We start from the raw sequence: 22389 nt of genomic DNA on the forward strand, positions 1-22389 counted from the left end.
TTCATGAAGATCGACGAGGCCCCGCGCGATGCCGAGGAGCGCAAGCGACACGTCCTGGACCGGCTCGACCGGGAGAGCGACATCTGGGTGGCCTCGGCGGACGACGACGGGCTCCCGTGCATGGTTCCGCTCTGGTTCGTCTGGCACGCGGAGGCCGTATGGCTGGCGACGCGTCTGACGAACCCGACCGGCCGCAATCTGCGGGACGGCCGCCGGGCGCGGCTGGCACTCGCGGACACCCGGGACGTGGTCCTGGTGGACGGCTCCGTGGAGACCCACACCCTCCAGGAGGTGCCGCCCGCGGCGGCGGCCGCGTTCCTCGCCAAGCACGGCTGGGATCCGCGGGAGGACAGCCCGTCCTACGCCTTCTTCGAGGTGCGGCCGTACGCGGTGCAGGCCTGGCACGAGGTGCGGGAGCTGCCGAAACGGCACATCATGCGGGACGGGGAGTGGGTCGTCCAGGACCCGCCCCCCGGTCCGGCCGCCACCCCGTGATCGGTGACGTCGCCTGATCAACCCCCCTCGGTGTGCGACGAGTCGAGGCGGGTCAGCTCGTCGTCGGTCAGCCGGATCGCACCGGCGGCCACGTTGTCGACGAGGTGGTCGGGGTTGCCGGTGCCGGGAATGGCCAGCACGTGCGGGCCCTGGTGCAGGGTCCAGGCGATACGGACCTGCGCGGCGCTCGCGCCGTGCGCCCGGGCGACGGAGAGCACCTCGTCGTCGTGGTGCGTGGTCGCGCCCTGTTCGCCCACCGTCCCGGCCACCGCGTAGAACGGGACGTAGGCGATGCCCTGCTCGCCGCAGATGCGCAGCAGTTCGTCGGGGTGGTCCAGGGCGTAGCGGTTCTGGACGCTCACCACGGGGGCGATGGCTTGCGCCTCCGCGAGGTGGCGGGGCTTGACGGACGAGATGCCCAGGTGGCGGATCAGTCCGGCCTCGCGCAGTTCGGCCAGGGCGCCGAAGTGCTCGGCGATCGAGTCCTGTTGCATGCGCCGCAGGTACACCAGGTCCAGGTGGTCCCGGCCCAGCTGGCGCAGGTTCTCCTCGACGTGGCCGCGGAGGTCCTCGGGGCGGGCCGAGGTGCCCCACTCCCCCGTGTAGTCGCGGAAGGGGCCGACCTTGGCGGCGATGACCAGGTCGTCCGAGTACGGGGCCAGCGCGGTGTTGATCAGTTCGTTGGCGGAGCGCAGGGACGAGAAGTAGAAGGCCGCCGTGTCGATGTGGTCGACGCCGAGCTCGACCGCCTTGCGCAGTACGGCGATCGAGCGCTGGCGGTCGCTCGGCGTCCCGTGGTGGAAGGCGGCGCTGCCCGTCAGCCGCATCGCGCCGAGGCCGAGGCGGTTGACGGTCAGGTCGCCCAGTTTCCAGGTGCCCGAGGCATCCGCTGTGATCGTTTCGGAGGTCATCAGCGGAGTGTCACACAGGGACCGCCGAGGAACGCGATCCCTTTACGGACATATGAATCATCCGTCCCAGCTCCAGTCCGCCACCTCCGGCAGATCCGTGCCGTGTTCGCGGATCCACGCGTGGTGGCGCAGCCGCGCGTCCTCCATCCGCTGCCGTACGGGAGCGGCGCGCACGGCGAGACCGGGGACGCGGTCGATGACGTCCATGACCAGCCGGTAGCGGTCGAGGTCGTTGCGCACGACCATGTCGAAGGGCGTGGTCGTGGTGCCGTTCTCCTTGTAGCCGCGGACATGGAGATGCGGGTGGCCGTCGCGGCGGTACGCCAGACGGTGGATGAGCCAGGGGTAGCCGTGGTAAGCGAAGATCACCGGCCGGTCGGTGGTGAACAGGCCGTCGTACTCGTAGTCACTCATCCCGTGCGGGTGTTCGTCGCTCGGCATGAGCCGTGCGATGTCGACGACGTTGACGACGCGTACGGCGAGCTGGGGCAGGTGGCGGCGGAGCAACTGGGCGGCGGCCAGCACCTCCTGGGTCGGGACGTCTCCGGCGGCCGCCAGGACCACGTCCGGTTCGCGGTCGCCGTTCTCCGTGCCGGCCCACTCCCAGATGCCTGCACCGCGGGCGCAGTGCGCCTTGGCCTGCTCCATCGACAGCCAGTCGTAGCTGGGCTGTTTGCCGGCGACGATCACGTTGACGTAGTCGCGGCTGCGCAGCGCGTGGTCGGCGACGGAGAGCAGGGTGTTGGTGTCCGGCGGGAAGTAGACGCGCACCACTTCGGGGCTCTTGTTGAGGATGTGGTCCACGAAGCCGGGGTCCTGGTGGGAGAAGCCGTTGTGGTCCTGACGCCAGACGTGCGAGGTCAGCAGGTAGTTGAGGGAGGCGATGGGGGCGCGCCAGGGCAGTCGGCGGGTGACCCGCAGCCATTTGATGTGCTGGTTGACCATCGAGTCGACGATGTGGGCGAAGGCCTCGTAGCAGGAGAAGAGTCCGTGCCGACCGGTCAGCAGATAGCCCTCCAGCCAGCCCTGGCAGGTGTGTTCGGAGAGGATCTCCATCACCCGGCCGTGCCGGTCGAGGTGTTCGTCGACGTCCAGGATGTCGGCCTGCCAGGCCTTGCCGGTGGCCGCGTAGACGGCCTGGAGGCGGTTGGACTCGGTCTCGTCGGGGCCGACGATGCGAAAGTCCCGCCGGTCGGCGGTGGCGCGCATGACGTCCTCGAGCAACTCGCCCAGGATGCGGGTGGGTTCGTTGAGGGTGGAGCCGGGTTTGTCGACGGGGACGGCGAACCGTTCGAGGGGCGGCAGGGGCAGGGAGCGCAGGAGCAGGCCGCCGTTGGCGTGAGGGGTGGCGCCGAGTCGGCGCTTGCCCTCGGGGACGCAGGCCAGGACGTGCGGCTTCGGGCTGCCCTGCTCATCGAACAGGTCCTCGGGGCGGTACGAGCGCAGCCACTGCTCCAGCTGCCGCAGGTGTTCGGGGTTGTCGCGAACGGCGGCGAGCGGGACCTGGTGGGCGCGCCAGGTGCCTTCCACCGGGAGACCGTCGACCTCGGCGGGGCCGGTCCAGCCCTTGGGGGTGCGCAGCACGATCATCGGTGGCCGGCCGCGCTCGGCGATGCGGTCGAGCGCGGTGTCCATGGCATGGGCCATGGCGCGGTGGACAGTGGCCGGGTCGTCGCCGGTGACGTGGAGGGGTTCGTGGCCGTATCCCCGCAGGAGGGCGTCGAGTTCGTCCTCGGGGATGCGGGCGAGCACCGTCGGGTTGGCGATCTTGTAGCCGTTGAGGTGGAGGATCGGCAGGACGGCGCCGTCGTGGTCGGGGTCGAGGAACTTGTTGGAGTGCCAGGACGCGGCCAGCGGGCCCGTCTCGGCCTCGCCGTCGCCGATGACGCAGGCGACCACCAGACCGGGGTTGTCGAGCGCGGCTCCGTAGGCGTGCGAGAGGGAGTAGCCGAGCTCACCGCCCTCGTGGATGGAGCCGGGGGTCTCGGGGGCGACATGGCTCGGCACCCCGCCGGGGAACGAGAACTGTTTGAAGAGGCGGGCCATGCCCTGCGCGTCCCGCGTGATGTCCGGATAGGTCTCGCTGTACGAGCCCTCCAGCCAGGCGTTGGCGAGCACGGCGGGGCCGCCGTGACCGGGCCCCCAGATGCACAGGGCTTCCAGGTCGCGGGCCTTGACGGCGCGGTTGAGGTGGGTGTGGACGAGGTTCAGCCCGGGTGAGGTTCCCCAGTGGCCGAGCAGCCGCGGCTTGATGTGCTCGGGGCGCAGGGGCTCGGCCAGCAGGGGGTTCGCCATCAGGTAGATCTGGCCGACGGCCAGATAGTTGGCGGCACGCCAGTGGGCGTCCAGGGAGGTCAGCTCCTCGTCCGTGAGTGCGCCGGGCGGATGGCGGGGGTCGACGGACATGGGGTTCCCTTCCGGTCGGGTGTCGCGGTGCGGGTCGACGGTGTCCACCGTCCACCTTCGTCGCGTTCCCGGGTACCCGGCATGGGCCTCATGGGCCAAAGTCTTCGAAAGGGTCTCGGATGTCGGTCACCTCGGCGGCGTGGCCGGTGACGCCGACGCCGCGCGGCCGGGATCGGGGCGGGCCCGGACCACCAGCACATCGGTGTGCAGTTCCTCCGGTGGGACGTCCAGGCCGGCCCAGAGCGCGGCGGCGGCGATGAGGCTGAAGGGACGGCGCGGGGCGCAGTGCACGTCGGAGGTGAGGTCGGGCAGCCGTTCTGCCAGGGCCCGGGCGGCGGCTTCGGCGTCGGCGGCGTGCGGCCCGGACTCCGTGGGGACGGGTTTGTCGGCGCCCGAGACCAGTGCTTCGGCGAGCAGGAGGGGTGGGCCGTCGGGGGCCGTCCAGCGGTCCGGGCGGGTGGTGGCGGCCGTGCCGGGGAGCACGTCCGCCAGCCGCGCGAGCAGCCAGGCCGCCTGGGCCACTCCGGTGGCCAGCACGCCGGCGCCGGCTCCGGCCGACCAGGGGCGGTTGCCCTCCCCCGCGCGTGCCCGGCCCAGCTCCTGCCACCCGACCGGGACCGGTACGGCCATCGGCGCCTCCAGCACGAGCGCGGCACGCCCTCCGGACGCCAGGCCTTCGGCCAGCGCCAGGACAGCCGTCTCCGGGTCGCTCCCCTGGGCCGCGAGGGTCCACGAGGGTACGTCGACGGCGGCCCAGGCGAATCGGCCGAGGGCCACCGAACCGACGTCCACTCCTACAACACGCGTGTGCATGGCTCCAGTTCAGCACACGTCCGCTCAGCCCAGCGGCTTGTCCAGCACTGCCTTGTGGTGGCTGAAGGTCTCGATGGAGTAGCGCCCGTGGTAGTTGCCCATGCCGCTCGCTCCCACGCCGCCGAACGGCAGGTCGGAGACGGTGAGGTGGGCCAGCGGGAGGCCGTAGCCGAGGCCGCCGGAGGACGTCTCGGCGGCGAGGCGGTCCCGGGTGTCCTGCGACGCGGTGAAGACGTACAGGGCGAGGGGCTTGTCGCGGTCGTTGATGAAGTCGATCGCCGCGTCGAGGTCCGGCACGGTGACGATCGGGAGGATCGGGCCGAAGATCTCCTCCCGCATGACGGGCGAGGCGGGGTCGACCTCGGCGAGGACCGTGGGCGCGATGTACTTCGTGGCACGGTCGCTCGCACCGCCCACGACGACACGGCCCGAGTCGAGCAGTCCGCTCAGCCGGTCGAAGTGCCGTTCGTTGACGATCCGGCCGTACTCGCCGGAGGCCGAGGCGTCGCTGCCGTAGATGGCCTCGACCGCCTTGCGGAACAGGGGCTCCAGGGCGGCGGCGGTCTCCGGGTCGGTGAGGACGTAGTCGGGGGCGACGCAGGTCTGCCCCGCGTTGAGGAACTTGCCGCGGGCCAGCCGGTCGGCGACGACGGAGAGGTCGGCGTCCCGGTCGACGAACGCCGGCGACTTGCCGCCGAGTTCGAGGGTGACCGGCGTGAGGTGCTCGGCGGCGGCGCGCATGACGATACGGCCGACGGTGCCGTTGCCGGTGTAGAAGATGTGGTCGAAGCGCTCGGCCAGCAGGGCCGTGGTCTCGGGGATGCCGCCCTCGACGACGGCGAAGGCCTCGGTGTCGAGGAACGCCGGCAGGAGCCGGGCCAGGACGGCGGAGGTGGCCGGGGCCATCTCGCTCGGCTTGACGACGACCGCGTTGCCGGACGCCAGGGCGCCGACCACGGGGGCGAGCAGGAGCTGAGCCGGGTAGTTCCAGGGGGCGATGACGAGGACGACGCCGAGCGGGTCGTACTGCGTCCAGGCGGTGGCGTCGGCGCCGAGGTGCGCGGGGACCGGGGCGGACTCGACACGCAGCCAGTCCTCGAGGTGGTCGAGGGTGTGGTCGATCTCGCGGATCACGAAGTCGATCTCGGTGCGGTAGGCCTCGGTGGAGCTCTTGCCCAGGTCGGCGTGGAGGGCTGCGGCCAGGTCGGTGCCGTGCTCGGTGAGCATCTCGCGCAGGCGGCGCAGCTGCGTGGTGCGCCATTCGACGGGCTTGGTGCGGCCGGTGCGGAAGGTGGCGCGCAGCCGGGCCACGATGTCGGCGGGCTGCTCGGGGGTGGGCTGGTTCACGATGCCTCGCTGATGCTGCGCGGCCGCTGGGCACGGCCTCGAACGGTTGGATGTAATTACCAACCTTTTCTACACCCAGATACATTCCCTCACCACGTAAGTAACTTTCCGCTACGCCGCGATCACACTCGGGTGGAGGAGTCCAGCGTGCTCGCCAGCCGGTCGAGCAGGGCGCGCAGGAGCTCCTCGTCACTGTCCCCGAGGGCGGGCCAGTCGGCGCGGACCGCGCGGTCCACGCGCCGCCAGTACTCCTCGCCGCGCGGGGTGAGGTGGGCGAGGATGCGGCGCCGGTCCAGCGGGTCGACGCGGCGGTGCACCAGGTTCTGGTCGACGAGCTGGTCGACGAGCTTGGTCAGCGTCGGCGGCGGCAGGAACGCGGCCTCGGCTATCGCCGTCATGTGATGCCCCTGCCCGTCGCAGAGCAGCCCGAGCACCCGCCAGGCGTCGAGCGAGCAGCCCTCCTCGTCCAGGACCGTCTGGAGGCGGCGCGCCGCCAGTCGCTCGGCCCGCGTCAGGAGCTGCACCAGGTCGCGGGGCTGACGCGGGGATGAGGTGGGCATCGCGCTCCTAGGTCACGGGGTGCGTACATCGTATGAGACAGGCTGGAGTTCACCGGGCGGACCCGAAATCATGACGCCATGTTCCGCCACGATCCCCCCGCGCCCGAGTGGTTCACGGCCGACGCCTCCGTGCTCGGCGTGGCCCTCGTGGTCCCGATGCAGGGGCCGGCGGGGATCTTCGGGCCGACCTGCGAGCTGTGCGCGCAACTGGCGGCCGAGGAGGTCAACCGGGCGGGCGGGGTCCTGGGGCGGGAGCTGCGGCTGCTGCCCGTGGACGGCGGCGGTTCGCCGCGGGAGATCGCCGACCATGTCGAGGCGCTGGTGGACCTGGGGGTCGTGCAGGGCGTCACGGGCTGGCACATCTCCTCGGTGCGGCAGGCGCTGGCGCCGAGGATCGCCCATCGGGTGCCGTACGTCTACACCGCTCTGTACGAGGGCGGCGAGCACACCGCCGGGGTGTTCCTGACGAGCGAGACTCCGCGCGACCAACTCCGGCCCGCGATGGGACTGCTGGCGCACGAGCGCGCGGTGCGCCGGTGGTTCGTCGTCGGCAACGACTATGTGTGGCCCCGGCGTACGGCACGGGCCGCGCACGGGTACGCCCGCGAGTCGGGTGGAGCCGTGGACGGCGAGGTCTATCTCCCGCTGGGCACCCATGACTTCGAGCCGGTGCTGCGGCGCATCGAGCGGTCGGAGGCGGACGCGGTGCTGATGCTGCTGGTGGGCAGCGACGCGGTGCGCTTCAACCGGGCGTTCGCCGCCTACGGGCTGCCCGCGCGCTGTCTGCGGCTCAGCACGCTCATGGACGAGAACATGCTGATGGCGAGCGGCCCTTCGGCCACCGAGGACCTCTACAGCACCGCCGGCTTCTTCGCCTCGCTCGCCAACCAGGACACCCTCGACTTCCACGGGCAGTACGCCGGACGCTACGGCGTCGAGGCGCCCGCGCTGGGCAGTCTCGGCGAATCCTGCTACGAGGGCGTGCTGCTGCTCGCCGCGCTGCTCAGGCGAGCCGGGACGCTGGACGTCACGGCGATCGGGGCGGCGGCCGGGACGGTGTCCTACGAGGGGCCGCGCGGGCTCATGCATCTGCGGGGCCGGCATGTGCGCCAGCGGATCTACCTGGCGCGCGCCGACGGGCTGGACTTCGACGTCCTCACGGAGCTCGATCCGCACGGTTCCCACTCTTGACAGGTACCCGGCACCGCCAAGATACTTCCCACAGAAAGTAATTAGAATGCCTCGGGCGAATTGTGATTTCTGTTTCTGAATGCAGATCACATGCCGCAAGGGGCGTTTTTTGTTGCCTCCGGGAAAGTCGAGCGAAACACCCTGGAAACAGGGGGACTTGAGTCTGTGGACCGCACTTCAGCAGGCAGTCACCCGAGGGGGTTGGTTTGTCCAGCGGTTCCAGCAGTTCCCGTATTCTCCGCCGACGTTTCCTGGCCGGCGGCGCCGCGCTCACCGCGGTGGTGGCCCTCTCCGCGTGCGGCGCGAAGACCGACGCGGCCGGCACGTCGTCCGACAAGGCCGCGAAGATCGACGTCAGCGGTGACACGGTCAAGGTCGGTCTGCTCAACTCGCTCTCCGGCACCATGGCGATCAGCGAGGTGACCGTACGCGACTCGCTGAAGCTGGCGATCGCCGAGATCAACGCCTCCGGCGGGGTGCTCGGCAAGCAGATCAAGCCCATCAGCGAGGACGGCGCCTCCGACTGGCCGACGTTCGCCGAGAAGGCGCAGAAACTCATCAGGGAGGACGGGGTCGCGGCCACCTTCGGCTGCTGGACCTCCGCCAGCCGCAAGGCCGTCAAGCCGGTCTTCGAGAAGAACAAGTCGCTGCTGTTCTACCCGGTGCAGTACGAGGGCCTGGAGGAGTCCCCGTACATCTTCTACACCGGCGCGACCACCAACCAGCAGATCGTCCCGGGCCTCGACTACCTCAAGAGCAAGGGCCTGAAGAAGATCTACCTGGTCGGCAGCGACTACGTCTTCCCGCGTACCGCCAACAAGGAGATCAAGGCGTACGCCAAGGCCAACGGCATGACGATCGCCGGCGAGGACTACGCGCCGCTGGGCTCCACGGAGTTCTCCACGATCGCCAACAAGGTGAAGGCGTCGAAGGCGGACGCCGTCTTCAACACCCTCAACGGCGACTCCAACGTGGCCTTCTTCAAGGAGTACAAGTCCGCGGGGCTCACCGCCAAGACCATGCCGGTCGTCTCGGTGTCGATCGCCGAGGAGGAGGTCAAGTCGATCGGAACGCAGTACCTGGCGGGCCAGTTGACGGCCTGGAACTACTACCAGACCACCCCGGGCGCGGCGAACGCGAAGTTCGTGAAGGCGTACAAGGCCAAGTACGGCCAGGACAAGCCGACCAGTGACCCGATGGAGGCCGCGTACACCTCGGTCTACCTGTGGAAGGCGATGGTCGAGAAGGCGAAGTCCTTCGACCCGGAGAAGGTGAAGGCCGCCTCCGACGGCATCACCTTCGAGGCTCCCGAGGGCAAGGTCACCGTCGACGGCGCCTCGCAGCACGTCTACAAGACCGCCCGGATCGGCGAGATCGGCACCGACGGCCAGATCAAGGAGGTCTGGAACTCCGGCAAGCCCATCAAGCCGGACCCGTTCCTCAAGGGCTACTCCTGGGCCTCCGGCCTGTCCTGACCGACCGTCACACGGCGGCCCCGCCCACGGGGCCGCCGTCTCACGCCTCTCCGGAGCCGCCGTATGACCGTGATCCTCGGTCAGACCTTCACCGGCATCAGCATCGGTGCCGTCCTGCTGCTCATCGCGCTCGGCCTCTCGCTCACCTTCGGCCAGATGAACGTCATCAACATGGCCCACGGCGAGTTCATCATGGCGGGCGCCTACACGACATACGTCCTGCAGAAGTCCATTTCCAGCGCGGGAATTTCACTGCTGGTCGCACTTCCCGTCGCATTTCTCGTCTCGGGCGCGCTGGGCGCGTTGCTGGAATGGCTGTTGATACGGCGCCTGTATCTGCGGCCACTTGACACTCTTCTCGTCACCTGGGGCGTCTCGCTGATGCTCCAGCAGCTGGCCCGGGACATTTTCGGCGCGCCCAATGTCCAGACCCGCGCGCCCGACGTCCTCACCGGGAACATCACCGTCATCGGCGGCGACGACCCGCTCACCTTCGCCAACAGCCGCCTGTTCATCCTGGGACTGGCGGTGGCGGCCGTGGTCGTGCTGTCGCTGACGCTGCGGCTGACCTCGCTGGGGCGCCGGATCAGGGCCGTGGTGCAGAACCGGGACCTGGCCGAGGTGTCCGGCATCTCGACCTCGACCGTGGACCGTACGGCCTTCTTCATCGGCTCCGGGCTCGCGGGGGTCGCCGGGGTCGCGCTCACGCTGGTCGGTCCGATCGGGCCCACGATGGGCACCAACGTCATCATCGACGCCTTCCTGGTGATCGTGGTCGGCGGCATCGGACAGCTCAAGGGCACGGTCATCGTCGCCTTCGTGCTGGGCGTGCTCCAGTCGGTCCTGGAGTACTCCACGACCGTCAGCGTCGCCAAGGTGCTGGTGCTCGTCGCCATCGTCGCGTTCCTCCAGTGGCGGCCCCAGGGGCTGTACACGCTGCGTACGAGGAGTCTCGTATGAACCTCCTGACAGGCCGCTCGGCACGGGCGTGGGCGGGTTTCGCCGGGGCCGCCGTCCTCCTCTTCGCCGTCGCTCCGCTCGCGCTGTCCGACTTCCGGCTCGGGCTGCTCGCCAAGTACCTGTGCACGGCCATGGTCGCCGTCGGCGTCTGTCTGGCCTGGGGCCGCGGCGGGCTGCTGACGCTCGGGCAGGGGGTGTTCTTCGGGCTCGGCGGCTACGCCATGGCGATGCATCTCAAGATCGCCGATGCCGGGCCGGGCAACCTGCCCGACTTCATGCAGCTGTACGGCACGGCCACCGAACTCCCCTGGTGGTGGAAGCCGTTCGAGAACCCGCTGTTCGCCCTCGCGGCGACCGTGCTGCTCCCGATGGCCGTCGCCGCGCTGCTCGGTCTGTTCATCTTCCGGCGCCGGGTCAAGGGCGCCTACTTCGCGATCCTCAGCCAGGCCCTCGCCGCGGCGCTGGCCATCTGGCTGATCGGCCAGCAGGCCACCACCGGCGGCACCAACGGACTCACCGACATCCAGGGCTTCTTCGGCTACAGCCTCGACGACCCGGTCAACCAGCGGATGGTGTACTTCGTCATCGCCGCGGCCCTGCTGCTGCTGATCGTGATCGCCCGCCAGCTGATCAACAGCCGGTACGGCGAACTCCTCGTCGCCGTACGGGACTCCGAGGAGCGGGTGCGCTTCCTGGGGTACGACCCGGCGAACGTCAAGCTCGTCGCGTACGTCGTCGCCGCCGGTATGGCGGGCCTCGCGGGGGCGCTGTTCGTGCCGGCGGTCGGCATCATCTCGCCGGCGCTGATCGGCATCGTGCCGTCCATCGAGTTCGTGATCGGCGCGGCGGTGGGCGGCCGGGCCAGCCTGGTGGGCGCGGTCCTGGGCGCGGTCGCGGTCGCGTGGGCCAAGACCGCGCTGTCGGAGGAGTTCCCGGCGGCCTGGACGTACTTCCAGGGGCTGCTGTTCATCGTGGCGCTGGCCTTCCTGCCGGGCGGACTCGCCTCCCTGGCGGTCCTCGTACGGCGACGCAAGGCGACCACCGAGAAGAAGCCGACCGTCGTTCCCGTGGGAGAGGCAGCATGAGCGAGCTGGAGATACGCGGACTGCGGGTGACCTTCGACGGGTTCACCGCCGTCGACGGGGTCGATCTCGATGTCAGCCCGGGTGATCTGCGCTTCCTCATCGGGCCCAACGGCGCGGGCAAGACGACCCTCGTCGACGCGGTCACCGGTCTGGTGAGGGCGCAGGGCTCGGTGCGGTTCGACGGCCAGGAGCTGCTGGGGCGTGCCGTGCACCGGATCGCGCGGTCCGGGATCGGGCGGACCTTCCAGACGGCCACCGTCTTCGAGGAGTTGACGGTCCTGCAGAACCTGGACATCGCGGCGGGCGCCGGCCGGAGCATGTGGACCATGCTGCGGCGCCGCAAGGACGTCCCGGAGCCCGTCGCGAGGGCGCTGGCGACCGTCGGGCTCACGGATCTCGCCGACTCCCCCGCCGGAATCCTCGCCCACGGCCAGAAGCAGTGGCTGGAGATCGGCATGCTGCTCGTGCAGGACGTGAAGCTGCTGCTCCTCGACGAGCCGGTGGCCGGTATGAGCCACGACGAACGGCAGGCGACCGGGGAGCTGTTGCAGCGCATCAGCGAGGAGCGCACCGTCGTCGTCATCGAGCACGACATGGACTTCATGCGCTCCTTCGCGCGCAGCGTCAGCGTGCTGCACGCCGGCAAGGTGCTCAGCGAGGGCACGGTGGCCCAGGTGCAGGCGGACCCGAAGGTGCAGGAGGTGTACCTCGGGCACGCGGTGACCGAGGCCGTCCCTGCCGTCGTACAGGAGGCGTGATGCTGCAGATCGAGGACGTCCGCGTCGGCTACCACCGCAGCACGGTCCTGCACGGGGTGTCGGTCGAGGTACCGAAGGACGGCGTGGCCGCGGTGCTCGGGCACAACGGCGCCGGCAAGAGCACGCTGCTGCGTGCCGCCGTCGGTCTGCTCACCCCGAGCAGCGGGACGATCCGTCTCGACGGTGAGGACATCACCCGTCGCAAGCCGCACGAGCGGGTCGCGCGGGGGATGGCGTACGTCCCGCAGGGGCAGCAGTCGTTCCCGCACCTGACCACCGCGGAGAACCTTCAGCTCGTCGCGGACGGCCGTCGACGCGGCAAGGAGGCGATCGCCGAGGCGCTGGACCTGTTCCCCGCGCTGCGAACCCTCTCGGGCCGACGGGCGGGACTGCTCTCCGGCGGTCAGCGGCAGCAACTTGCCATCGCCCGAGCCCTGGTGACGGAGCCTCGGATCCTCCTCCTCGACGAGCCGACCGAGGGCATCCAGCCGTCGGTGGTGGCCGAGATCGAGGAGACGATCCTCGCGCTGGCCGCCCGGGGCGGACTGTCGGTGCTGCTGGTCGAGCAGCACGTCGGCTTCGCGATGCGGGCGGCGCAGAAGTACTACGTCCTGGAGGCCGGGCGGGTCACGTCCTTCGGCGAGGGCGGCAAGGAGTCGGAGCTCGCGGTGCGGGAGGCGCTCAGCGTGTGAGGCGGCGTGCGAGCCAGGCGCGTTCCGCCGGGTTCCCGGCCAGGGCGACGGCGGCCTCGTAGGCCTGCGCCGCCTCCGTGTCCCGGCCCAGGCGCCGCAGCAGGTCGGCGCGGACCGCGTGGAAGACGTGGTAGCCGTCGAGGTCGAGGGTGTCGACGAGGTCGAGTGCCGGGCGCGGTCCCTCGACCTCGGCCACGGCGACCGCCCGGTTCAGGGCCACGACCGGGCCGGGGGCCAGGGCCGTCAGCTGGTCGTACAGCTGGAGGACCTGCGTCCAGTCCGTCGGCGGCCCGTCGCTGTGGACGGCCTGGATGGCGGCCTGGATCTGGTACGGCCCCGGCTGGTTGCGGCGCAGACACCGTCGTACGAGATCCTGCCCCTCGGCGACGAGCTCGCGGTCCCAGCGCCCGCGGTCCTGCTCGGGCAGCGGCACGAGCACGCCCTCGCCGTCCTGCCGCGCCGCCCGGCGGGACTCGACGAGGAGCATCAGGGCGAGCAGGCCCGTGGCCTCGGGCTCGTCCGGCATCAGGTCGGTCAGCAGGCGGCCGAGGCGGATCGCCTCGGCGCACAGGTCGGCCGAGCCCTCGTTGAAGATCAGGTAGACGACGGCGAGGACCCCGCGCAGCCGGTCCGGGAGGTCGGCGTCGCGGGGCACGCGGTACGGGATCCGGGCGTCGCGGATCTTCGCCTTGGCGCGGACCAGGCGCTGCGCCATGGTCGGCTCGGGGACGAGGAAGGCGCGGGCGATCTGGGGTGTGGTGAGCCCGCCGAGCAGGCGCAGGGTCAGGGCGACCCGGGCCTGCGGCGCGAGGGCGGGATGGCAGCAGGTGAAGATCAGACGGAGGCGTTCGTCGCGCACGGGGCCCTCCTCGGGCGGCGCGTCAGGGGTGTGCAGGAGGGCGGCCTCGGCGTGCCGGCCGTCCCGTTTGGCCTCGCGGCGCAGCCGGTCGATCGCGCGGTTGCGGGCGGTGGTGATGATCCAGCCGGCCGGGCTCGGCGGCACTCCGGTCTCCGGCCAGCGCCCGACGGCCGTGGTGAAGGCGTCCTGGACCGCTTCCTCGGCGAGGTCGATGTCGCCGAGGAAGCGGACGAGGACGGCGACGGCCCGGCCGTACTCGGCTCGGAAGACGGCCTCGACGTCGACGGGCGCCGGCATCATTCCTCTGCCTGGTGCATGAACGGGCGCACCTCGATGGCCAAGATGGTGGCCCGGGCCGCCTTCTTGCCCCATTCCAGGGCCGCGTCCAGGTCGGGGGCCTTGATGAGACAGATGCCGCCCAGGTACTCCTTGCCCTCGGCGTACGGTCCGTCGGTGATCAGGACGTCGCCGTCCCCGGGACGCAGCACGGTGGCCGTGTCGGGGCCGTGGAGTCCCCCGGCGAAGACCCAGGCGCCGGCCTCGCGCAGTTCCGCGTGGAAGGTGTCGAGGTTGCGGACGATCTCCGCCATGGCCTCGGGTCCGGGCGGTGTTCCGTCGGTCGGGGTGATCACGCTGAGCAGGTAGTACTGCATGACGTCCTCCTTGGTGGCGTGTCGTTCTCTCAGCTCCTACACGAACGGCTCACCCCCGGATCGACACCGCGCACGACGACATCGGGAGAATCTTTTCCATGACCATGGCACCGCACCCGCTCGTCGTCCGCACCCAGGAGCTCGCCGACCGCCTCCTCGCCCCGCAGGCGGCGCGGGTCGACCTGGCGGAGGTGCCCGTGAGTCATGTCGCGGAGATCAGGCGGTCGGGGCTGCTCGGGGTGAGCGCGCCGCGGGAGTACGGCGGGGCGGGCGCCCCCGACCCGGTGGCGCGGGAGATCCAGGAGATCCTGGCCGGGGCGTGCTGCTCGACCTGGTTCGTGCAGACCCAGCACCACACTCCGGTGCGGATGCTCGCGAAGTCCGCAAGCCCGCTCCGGGAGCGGCTGTTGCGCCCCCTGGCGACCGGCGAGCTGCTGGCCGGGATCGCGTACGCCCATGTCCGCTCGTTCCCCCGGGTCCCCGTGCGGGCGAGGGCGGAGCGGGACGGCTGGCGGTTCGACGGAACGGTGCCCTGGTACACGGGCTGGGGGCTGAACGACGTGATGCTGCTCGCGGGCGTGACCGACTCCGACGAGATCGTGTTCGCCTTCGCCGACGCCCGTGAGCAGCCGGGCCTGCGGGCCTCGGAGCCGATGCGGCTGGCGGCACTCACGGCCGCCCGTACGGTCTCCCTGGAGCTGGACGGACTGTGGCTGCCCGAGGAGAGCGTGGTCCTGCGCACCCCGCGGGAGAGGTTCGCCCTCGTCGACCTGCCCCGGAGCACCAACACGTCCCCGGCGGTCTTCGGGGTGGCGTACGCCGCGCTGCGTGTGCTGGAGGACGCCGGGGAGGCGGAGGCGGCCCGTGAACTGCGCGGGCAGGTCGACGAGGTGCGGCGGCGGGCGTACGAGCTGGCCGACCACCCCGTCGCGCACGAGCGCGTCGAGGAACGCCTGGCACTCAAGACCCGCTCGTACGACCTCATGCGCGCCGCCACGACCGCCGCGGTCGTGGCCGGGGGCGGCCGCACCATGGACGTACGCCATCCCGCCCAGCGGCTGGCCCGGGAGGGACTCTTCCTGCTGGTGCAGGGGCAGACGTCGCCGGTGCGCGGGGCGCATCTCGACGCACTGACACAGACCCGGGAGGCCGAATGAACACCAGCCCGACCGCCGTCGTCGAAGCGGCGTTCCGCCACTACCGTTCACAGGACCGCGAGGCCGCCTTCGCGCTCTACGCCGAGGACTTCACCTTCACCAGTCCGCGGGACGACCACATCGACAAGGCGGCCTTCTTCGAGCGGTGCTTCCCGACCGCGGACCGGTTCGCGGAGCAGCGACTGCTGCACGTCGTCCCCGCAGACGGGGAGCTCGTATTCGTCCACTACGAGTACGAGCTCACGACCGGCGGCCGGTACCGCAATGTCGAGGCGATCACCGTCCGGGACGGACTCGTCCGTGAGGTGCAGGTCTTCTTCGGCGGCGAGGTCGGCGGCAGCCGCTAGCTCGCGAACGGCACCTGTGCCGAGGGAGCGGCCGGCTTCTCGAACGGGTGCTGCCACAGCCCCTGGGCGGCGAGCCGCGGCAGGACGCCCTCGCCGAACCAGTAGGCCTCCTCCAGGTGCGGATAGCCGGAGAGGACGAACTCGTCGATGCCGAGGGCGTGGTACTCCTTGATCCGCTCGGCGACCTCGTCGTGGCTGCCGACCAGGGCGGTGCCCGCGCCGCCGCGGACCAGGCCGATGCCGGCCCAGAGGTTGGGGTGGATCTCCAGCCCGTCGCGGTTGCCTCCGCTGTGCAGGGCGAGCATCCGCTGCTGCCCCTCGGACTCGCTGCGGGCGAGTCCGGCCTGGACCGACTTCACGGTGTCCGGGTCGAAGCCCGCAAGGAGCCGGTTCGCCTCGGCCCACGCCTGCTCGGAGGTGTCGCGGGTGATGACGTGCAGCCGGATGCCGAAGCGCAGGGTGCGGCCGTGCTTCGCGGCGAGCCCCCGGATCCAGGCGATCTTCTCGGCAACCGCTGCCGGGGGCTCGCCCCAGGTCAGGTACACGTCGACGTGCCGCGCGGCGATCTCGCCGGCGATCGGCGAGGAGCCGCCGAAGTACACCTCGGGGACGGGGTCGGGCACCCGGGCGAGCTTGGCGTCCTCGACCTGGAGGTGTTCGCCCTTCAGGTCGACCGTCTTGCCCTCCCACAACCCGCGTACGACTTCGAGGAATTCGCCGGTACGGCGGTAGCGGTCGTCCTTGTCGAGGAAGTCGCCGTAGGCGCGCTGCTCATGGCTCTCGCCGCCGGTGACGACGTTGAGCAGGAGCCGTCCGCCGCTCTGCCGCTGGAAGGTGGAGGCCATCTGCGCGGCGAGGGTCGGTGAGACGAATCCGGGGCGGAAGGCGACCAGGAACTTCAACCGCTCGGTGTGCTGGCTGACCATGGCGGTGGTCAGCCACGCGTCCTCGCACCAGGCGCCGGTCGGCGTGAGCGCGCCGACGAAACCGAGGTCCTCGGCGGCGCGGGCGATCTGGCTCAGATAGGCCACCGTCGGCGGCCGGTCGCGCCCGGAGACGGTGGCCGGGGTGCCGTGGCCGCCGCCGACGACATGGCGGCTGTCCCCGTTGGTGGGCAGGAACCAGTGGAAGGTGAGGGACACGTGGGGGTCTCCGATCAGGGCTTCGGGATCTTCGGGGTCAGAGCAGACCGTGGCGGGGCGGCCTGGTGCCGTTGAGCACGTACCGGCCGATGTGCTGGATCTTCCAGCGGGTCGGGTCGTGCAGGGTGTGTGTGCGGGCGTCGCGCCAATGACGGTGCAGGTTCAGGGAGTTGAGGGCCGAGCGAGTGCCGGAGACCTCGAAGAGCGCGCTCGCCACCTCGACAGCCGCCTCGGCGGCCCGCACCTTGGCGGCGGCCACGGCGATCGACGCCTCGGCCGCCGAGTCGTCGGTCAGGTCGGCCTGCGCCGCTTCTACGGCACGCGCGGCTTCCCGCAGCAGCGCTTCAGCCGCCCTTACCTGGAGGGCGAGTTCACCGAAGCGCTGGATCAGCAGCGGGTCCTCGGCGGCCGTCTCGAGGCCGCTCTCGAACCACGGCCTGCTCTTCGTCCGTACGAACTCCGCCGCCTCCGCCAGCGCTCCCCCGGCGATCCCGGTGTCGATGGCGGCGTGCAGCAACTGGGCGACGGCGCCGTGTAGTTGGGGGCCCTCGAAGGTGAGGTGATGGGGCAGGACCCGGTCGGCCGGGACCTCGACGCCTTCGAGGCGGACCGTGCCGCTGGCGGTGGTGCGCTGGCCGAGGCCGTCCCAGTCGTCGATCACGGTGACGCCGGGTGCGTCCCGGGGCACGTACGCGACGTGGAGCTTGTCGTCCTCGGCGCGGGCGAGCACGGGGATCCAGTCCGCGAAGAGGGCGCCGGTGGAGTAGTGCTTGACGCCGTCGAGGACGTACGAGCCGTCGGGTCGCGGCGTGAGGCGGGTGCGGATGTCCTGGACGTGCCGGGTGCCGGCCTCCGACTGGGCGTTGCCGAGGCGGCGGCCGGAGAGGAGTTCGGCGAAGAAGAACTTCCGTTGCTCCTCGGTGCCCTGACGGCGGATCACGTTGACGTAGGCGAAGTGGCTCTGCGGGATCTGCGCGAGGCTGGCGTCGGCCGCGGCCAGCAGCCGGAAGATCTCGGCGAGGGTCAGCGGGCCGACGTCCGCTCCCCCGTGCTCCGCGGGAACGGTGACGGCCAGCAGGCCGGACGCGGAGAGCCGGTCCAACTCGGCGCGCGGCAGCCTGCGTTCGGCGTCCCGTGCGGAGGCTCCCGCGCGGAACTCCTCGGCCAGGGCAGCCGCGACGGCGAGGGCCTCCGCGTCGTCGGCGATCACATGGGCGGTCATCCGGGTCAGCTCGCCGCGGCCAGGACCGGGGTGCGGCCCAGGGCCGCCGAGAACTGGTCGACGACCTGCGTCAGGGCCTCGGTGCTGGTCGCCACGACGCTGAGGGTGCCGTCCTCGTGCACGGTGATGTCCTTGTCGAGGGTGAACCAGCCCTGGACGATGTGGGCGGCGCCCATGGAGTTGAGCACCGGGCGCAGCGCGTAATCGATGGCGAGGACGTGGGCGGTGGTGCCGCCGGTGGCGAGCGGAAGCACGGTCTTGCCGGTGAGCGCATACTGCGGGAGCAGGTCCAGCAGGGCCTTGAGGACTCCGGAGTAGGACGCCTTGTAGACCGGGGTGGCGACGACGACCCCGTCGGCGCGGGCGAAGAGCTCGGTGGCCTCGACGATCGCGGGGTGCTGGAAGTCGGCGCCGAGGAGGGCCTCGGCGGGGATGGTGCGGACGTCGAGCGGGATCACCTGGTGGCCCTGTGCGGCCAGCCGCTGGTCGAGGTGGCGCAACAGGCGGTTGGTGCGGGAGGAGGCGGAGGGGCTGCCGGAGACGGACAGGACGGTGGCCATGCGGTCCTCTTTCGGGGAGCGGGGCGCCCGCACACGGCGGGCGCCCCCGGGGAAGCGGTCAGGAGTACCAGGTGGGTTCGGGCAGTTCGCCCTCGAGGACCCAGCGGCCGACCTCGCGCCGCTTGTAGGCGACCGGATCGTGCAGGGTGTGGGTGCGGACGTTGCGCCAGAACCGGTCGAGACCCTCGGCGCTGGCCGTGGAGCGGGCTCCGGTGACCTCGAAGATCCGGTTCGAGATCTCCAGGGCGACGTCGGTGGCGCGCGCCTTCACGGCGGCGACCCGCACCTCGAAGTCGCCGCGGGTCTGCTCGGTGACCGCGTCGGGGTCGTCGTGCAGCTTCTGCCCCTCGGCGGCGACGGTGTCGGCGAGCGCCTCGACCGCCCAGAGCTTCGCGGTGAGGTCGCCGTAGATGTCGATGACGTACGGCTCGTCGACCGCGCGCTCGTGGCCGCCGTGCAGCCAGGAGCGGGACTTCTCACGGGTGTAGGCGGCGGCCGTCTCCAGGGCGCCGCCCGCGATGCCCAGGTAGAAGTTGACGAAGATCAGCTGGATGGTGGGGACGTTCAGGGTGTTGTAGACGCGCGGCTGGAACACCTTGTCGACGTATCCGGCCGCCGACGACCACGGTGTGCGTACACCATCGAGGGTGACGCCGCCGCTCTCGGTGAGCCGCTGGCCGATGTTGTCCCAGTCGTCGTGGAAGGTCAGGCCCGGCGAGTCGGAGGGCACGATGGCGAAGACGTGGTCGTCGGTGCCTTCGAGTACGCCTTCCAGGACGGTGACGTCGGAGACCTTGCTGCCGGTGGAGAAGGTCTTGCGGCCGGTGAAGACGAGGTCGTCGCCGTCCTCGGTGACGGTCACGTCCTTGTCGCGCGGGTTGACGGCGCCGCCGAAGAACCAGCGGTTGCGTGCTGCCTCGGCCTCCACGTGCTGCCACTGTTCGCGGGTGCCGACCAGACGGGCGGCCCAGTTCCACAGGTAGTGGTAGCCGAGGAGCTGGCCGATGGAGCCGTCGGCCCTGGCGACCTCGCGGACGACGCGGTACGCGGTCGGCCAGTCCTGGCCCGCGCCGCCGTGCTCCGTGGGGCCGAGCAGGGTGACAAGGCCGGAGTCCTTGAGGAGCTGGACCTCGGCGTGGGGGGTGGCGCCGGCACGGTCGCGGGCGGCGGCGTCGGTGGCGAGGACGGCGGCGACGTCGGCGGCGCGGGCGATCCAGTCCTGGGCGCTCTCGGGCGCGGGACGGTTGTGCCAGTCGGTGTTGGTGACGGTGCTCATGTCGGTGACCTCCTCAGACCTGGGCGGGGACGGACTCGGGGAGCTGGGCCTCCAGTTCGCGCACCAGCGGCAGGACGCGTTTGCCGAAGTACTCGACCTCCTCGTGGTAGTGGAGGAAGCCGAGGAGGAGCAGGTCGACGCCGAGCTTCTTGTAGGCGACGATCCGTTCGGCGATCTGCTCGGGGGTGCCGATGAGCCCGGTGCGGAAGCCGTCGTTGTACTGGACGAGGTCCTCGAAAGAGGAGTCCTGCCACATGCCCTTCTTGTCGGCGGTGGACTGGCCGGCCTGCTTCACGGCGTTGCCGAAGCCCTCGACGGCCTCGGTGTCGGCCTTGGCGACGATCTCCCGGAGGGTGTCGCGGGCCTCGGCCTCGGTGTCACGGGCGATGAGGAAGCCGTTGAGGCCGAACTTCGGTGCGGTGCGGCCGGCTTCGGCGGCGGACTTGCGGACGTCCTCGATCTGCTCGACGACCCCGTCGAAGTCCTTGCCGTTGGAGAAGTACCAGTCGGAGACCCGGCCTGCCATCCGCCGTGCGGCGCTGGAGTTGCCGCCCTGGAAGATCTCCGGGTGCGGGCGCTCGGGGGTGTTGAGCGGCTTGGGCTTGAGGGAGAAGTCGCGCAGCCGGTAGAAGTCACCGGCGAGTTCGGTGTGGTCCTCGGTCCAGATCTTGCGCAGGGCGGTGATGAACTCCTCGGAGCGGCGGTAGCGCTCGTCGTGCTCCAGCCAGGGCTCGCCGAGGGCGGTGAACTCGCCCTTGAACCAGCCGGACACGACGTTCACGGCGAAGCGGCCGTTGGACAGGTGGTCGGCGGTGGCGCCGAGCTTGGCCAGCACGCCGGGGTGCCACAGCCCGGGGTGGACGGCGGCGATGACCTTCAGACGCTGGGTGGCGAGGAGGAGGGCGAGGCTGAAGCTGGTCGACTCGTGCTGGTACTCGGCGCCGTAGCTGGCCATGTAGCGGACCTGGCTGAGCGCGTAGTCGAAGCCGTTGTTCTCGGCGAGGACGGCGAGTTCGCGGTTGTAGTCGTAGCCCCAGTCGGTGCGCTGCTCGATCTTGCTGGTGACGAGTCCCCCGCTGACGTTGGGGACCCAGTAGGCGAATTTCACGGGCTCTGCGGGCATGCGGAACTCCAGTTGCGGAATGTTTTCGAGCACGCCGAATTCAAGGAGGTCGTCAAAGGGAACGCGGACGCGTTGAATTCAGGCGTGAAGAGCGAAAAGCGCGGCGGATCTCGAGGGAGTGATCAGGCCGCGGGGCAACAGGAGGCGCTGGAGACGCGCGCGAGGTCGACATGGCGTCGCCGCGTGAGGTCCAGTCGCATCATCATGTTCTCGATCGTGACAGCCGCCGGTCCGGGCCGTCAAGGTAAACCCGACCGGTCTCGTATCGCGGACCATTGAATTTCACGAAGGTGTGACAGGGAAACCCTTGAACACGCCGGGAAATGCGCCGCATTCTTCCTGCCATGCGGACCGAACAGCTCGAATACATCGCCGCGGTGACCCGGCTCGGTTCCCTGCGCCGGGCCGCGGAGGAACTGCGCCTTTCCCAGCCCGCGTTGAGCGAGACCGTGCGGAATCTGGAACGTGAGCTGGGCGTGGACCTCCTGGAGCGCAAACGCTCGGGCGCGACGATGAGCGCGGAGGGCCGGGAGCTGCTGCCGCACATCATCAACGTCCTGGACGCGGTGGACCGGCTGCGGTCGGCGGCGGGCGAGCAGCACCGCATCAGCCGGATGGTGCGGGTGGGGACGGTGAACGCGGCGACCGTGCCGCTGCTGATCCCGGCGGTGCGGGAGTTCCGCGCCGGCCATCCGGTGACCCAGGTCGAGGTGGTCGGCGCCCAGCAGAGCGACATCCACCGGGCGCTGTCCGAGGGCGGTTTCGATCTCGGCCTGGTGAACCATCTGGAGGGCGACGACGTGCCGGCCGAGCTGGAGAGCACGGAGCTGCTGCGCGGCCGCCCCGTGGTGTGCCTGCGTCCGGACAGTCCGCTGGCCTCGCGTACCGCGCTGTCGGTGACCGACCTCCTGGACACGCCGCTGATCGCGATGCGCTCGGGCTATGTCATGCACCGCTATGTGCACCGGCTGCTGGACGGCAGGGCGCCCTCGTTCTCGTACTCCACCGACGGCGCCGAGATGGGCAAGCTGATGGTCGCGGAGGGGCTCGGTGTGACGGTGCTGCCGGACTTCAGCGTCGTGGACGATCCTCTGGTCCGTGGCGGCGCGCTCACCCACCGCCCGCTCACCGACGACTCGACCCGGGTCCTGCTGATGCTCCAGCGCCGCCGCGCGGACCCGGTGCCGCGCGCGGTCCAGGACCTGCACGACGCGTTCGTGGCGCGGGCCCGGGAGCTGGTCTCAGGGGACTGAACGTCCGGGAGTGGGAAGGCGATCACGAATATCGTGCGGCGGACTTCTCGTGGGCGAGCGGCTGAGCGGCGTAGCTGATGGGTCGTGAGGACCGCCTTGGTGAC

23 protein-coding genes are annotated in these 22389 nt (G+C 70.7%); 10 read left to right on the forward strand and 13 right to left on the reverse strand.

Annotated features, from left to right (window positions below):
- Positions 1-3: 3 nt before the first annotated feature.
- Positions 4-495, forward strand: a complete 492-nt coding sequence (locus OG381_RS06720) for a pyridoxamine 5'-phosphate oxidase family protein (protein ID WP_327715187.1) — start codon at positions 4-6, stop codon at positions 493-495.
- A gap of 17 nt (positions 496-512) precedes the next feature.
- On the opposite strand, the gene OG381_RS06725 is transcribed toward OG381_RS06720, so the two are convergent.
- The 5 genes from OG381_RS06725 to OG381_RS06745 form a co-directional block, all read right to left on the reverse strand.
- Positions 513-1406, reverse strand: a complete 894-nt coding sequence (locus OG381_RS06725; protein WP_327715188.1) for an aldo/keto reductase — start codon at positions 1404-1406, stop codon at positions 513-515.
- Between the two features lie 57 nt (positions 1407-1463).
- Positions 1464-3812, reverse strand: coding sequence for a phosphoketolase family protein (locus tag OG381_RS06730; protein WP_327715189.1), 2349 nt, complete (start codon positions 3810-3812; stop codon positions 1464-1466).
- A gap of 126 nt (positions 3813-3938) precedes the next feature.
- The gene (locus OG381_RS06735; protein WP_327715190.1) at positions 3939-4625 is read right to left on the reverse strand and encodes a hypothetical protein; all 687 of its coding nucleotides are present in this window, start codon (positions 4623-4625) and stop codon (positions 3939-3941) included.
- Positions 4626-4649: 24 nt separating this feature from the next.
- Positions 4650-6029 carry an aldehyde dehydrogenase family protein gene (locus tag OG381_RS06740; RefSeq protein ID WP_327722403.1) on the reverse strand — a complete coding sequence of 460 codons (1380 nt, stop codon included), beginning with the start codon at positions 6027-6029 and terminating at the stop codon, positions 4650-4652.
- A gap of 65 nt (positions 6030-6094) precedes the next feature.
- Complete coding sequence (locus OG381_RS06745) at positions 6095-6532, reverse strand: MarR family winged helix-turn-helix transcriptional regulator (RefSeq protein ID WP_327715191.1); 438 nt, start codon at positions 6530-6532, stop codon at positions 6095-6097.
- 78 nt (positions 6533-6610) lie between these two features.
- On the opposite strand from OG381_RS06745, the gene OG381_RS06750 reads away from it, so the two are divergent.
- The 6 genes from OG381_RS06750 to urtE all read left to right on the forward strand — a co-directional run bounded on the left by OG381_RS06750 (position 6611) and on the right by urtE (position 12693).
- Positions 6611-7723, forward strand: a complete 1113-nt coding sequence (locus tag OG381_RS06750) for a substrate-binding domain-containing protein (RefSeq protein ID WP_327715192.1) — start codon at positions 6611-6613, stop codon at positions 7721-7723.
- A gap of 206 nt (positions 7724-7929) precedes the next feature.
- Positions 7930-9198: an urea ABC transporter substrate-binding protein gene (gene urtA, locus OG381_RS06755; RefSeq protein WP_443061878.1), complete on the forward strand. Its 1269-nt coding sequence runs from the start codon at positions 7930-7932 to the stop codon at positions 9196-9198.
- 63 nt (positions 9199-9261) lie between these two features.
- On the forward strand, positions 9262-10158 hold the full coding sequence (urtB, locus tag OG381_RS06760) for an urea ABC transporter permease subunit UrtB (RefSeq protein ID WP_046259270.1): 897 nt from the start codon (positions 9262-9264) through the stop codon (positions 10156-10158).
- Positions 10155-11243, forward strand: a complete 1089-nt coding sequence (urtC, locus tag OG381_RS06765; protein WP_327715193.1) for an urea ABC transporter permease subunit UrtC — start codon at positions 10155-10157, stop codon at positions 11241-11243. The genes urtB and urtC overlap by 4 nt, the downstream gene beginning before the upstream one ends.
- Positions 11240-12001, forward strand: coding sequence for an urea ABC transporter ATP-binding protein UrtD (gene urtD, locus OG381_RS06770; protein WP_327715194.1), 762 nt, complete (start codon positions 11240-11242; stop codon positions 11999-12001). The genes urtC and urtD overlap by 4 nt, the downstream gene beginning before the upstream one ends.
- Positions 12001-12693, forward strand: a complete 693-nt coding sequence (urtE, locus tag OG381_RS06775) for an urea ABC transporter ATP-binding subunit UrtE (RefSeq protein WP_327715195.1) — start codon at positions 12001-12003, stop codon at positions 12691-12693. Before urtD ends, urtE begins: the two co-directional genes overlap by 1 nt.
- On the opposite strand, the gene OG381_RS06780 is transcribed toward urtE, so the two are convergent.
- Positions 12683-13849, reverse strand: a complete 1167-nt coding sequence (locus OG381_RS06780; RefSeq protein WP_327715196.1) for an RNA polymerase sigma factor — start codon at positions 13847-13849, stop codon at positions 12683-12685. The genes urtE and OG381_RS06780 overlap by 11 nt on opposite strands.
- On the reverse strand, positions 13849-14205 hold the full coding sequence (locus OG381_RS06785) for a YciI family protein (protein ID WP_327715197.1): 357 nt from the start codon (positions 14203-14205) through the stop codon (positions 13849-13851). Before OG381_RS06785 ends, OG381_RS06780 begins: the two co-directional genes overlap by 1 nt.
- Positions 14206-14303: 98 nt before the next feature.
- Here OG381_RS06785 and OG381_RS06790 point away from each other — a divergent pair, with 98 nt between their 5' ends.
- On the forward strand, positions 14304-15362 hold the full coding sequence (locus OG381_RS06790; protein ID WP_327715198.1) for an acyl-CoA dehydrogenase family protein: 1059 nt from the start codon (positions 14304-14306) through the stop codon (positions 15360-15362).
- Complete coding sequence (locus OG381_RS06795) at positions 15359-15709, forward strand: nuclear transport factor 2 family protein (protein WP_327715199.1); 351 nt, start codon at positions 15359-15361, stop codon at positions 15707-15709. Before OG381_RS06790 ends, OG381_RS06795 begins: the two co-directional genes overlap by 4 nt.
- Here the strand turns inward: OG381_RS06795 and OG381_RS06800 are convergent.
- From OG381_RS06800 to OG381_RS49605, 6 genes are all read right to left on the reverse strand, one after another.
- Positions 15706-16851 carry an LLM class flavin-dependent oxidoreductase gene (locus tag OG381_RS06800; protein ID WP_327715200.1) on the reverse strand — a complete coding sequence of 382 codons (1146 nt, stop codon included), beginning with the start codon at positions 16849-16851 and terminating at the stop codon, positions 15706-15708. The two genes, OG381_RS06795 and OG381_RS06800, sit on opposite strands and share 4 nt — an antisense overlap.
- Before the next feature lie 37 nt (positions 16852-16888).
- A complete protein-coding gene (locus OG381_RS06805) occupies positions 16889-18073 on the reverse strand; it encodes an SfnB family sulfur acquisition oxidoreductase (protein WP_327715201.1) in 1185 nt (394 codons plus the stop codon).
- Positions 18074-18078: 5 nt separating this feature from the next.
- Positions 18079-18633: an NADPH-dependent FMN reductase gene (gene ssuE / locus OG381_RS06810; RefSeq protein WP_307034614.1), complete on the reverse strand. Its 555-nt coding sequence runs from the start codon at positions 18631-18633 to the stop codon at positions 18079-18081.
- Positions 18634-18691: 58 nt separating this feature from the next.
- Entirely contained in the window at positions 18692-19909 is a 1218-nt protein-coding gene (locus OG381_RS06815; protein WP_327715202.1) for an acyl-CoA dehydrogenase family protein, read from the reverse strand.
- A gap of 13 nt (positions 19910-19922) precedes the next feature.
- Entirely contained in the window at positions 19923-21032 is a 1110-nt protein-coding gene (sfnG, locus tag OG381_RS06820) for a dimethylsulfone monooxygenase SfnG (RefSeq protein ID WP_327715203.1), read from the reverse strand.
- Positions 21033-21154: 122 nt separating this feature from the next.
- Positions 21155-21238, reverse strand: a complete 84-nt coding sequence (locus OG381_RS49605) for a putative leader peptide (protein WP_350955400.1) — start codon at positions 21236-21238, stop codon at positions 21155-21157.
- A 138-nt stretch (positions 21239-21376) separates the two neighbouring features.
- Here OG381_RS49605 and OG381_RS06825 point away from each other — a divergent pair, with 138 nt between their 5' ends.
- Positions 21377-22285 carry a LysR family transcriptional regulator gene (locus tag OG381_RS06825; RefSeq protein WP_327715204.1) on the forward strand — a complete coding sequence of 303 codons (909 nt, stop codon included), beginning with the start codon at positions 21377-21379 and terminating at the stop codon, positions 22283-22285.
- The last annotated feature ends 104 nt before the right edge of the window (positions 22286-22389 follow it).

It is taken from the genome of Streptomyces sp. NBC_00490, from assembly GCF_036013645.1.
Classification (GTDB): domain Bacteria; phylum Actinomycetota; class Actinomycetes; order Streptomycetales; family Streptomycetaceae; genus Streptomyces; species Streptomyces canus_F.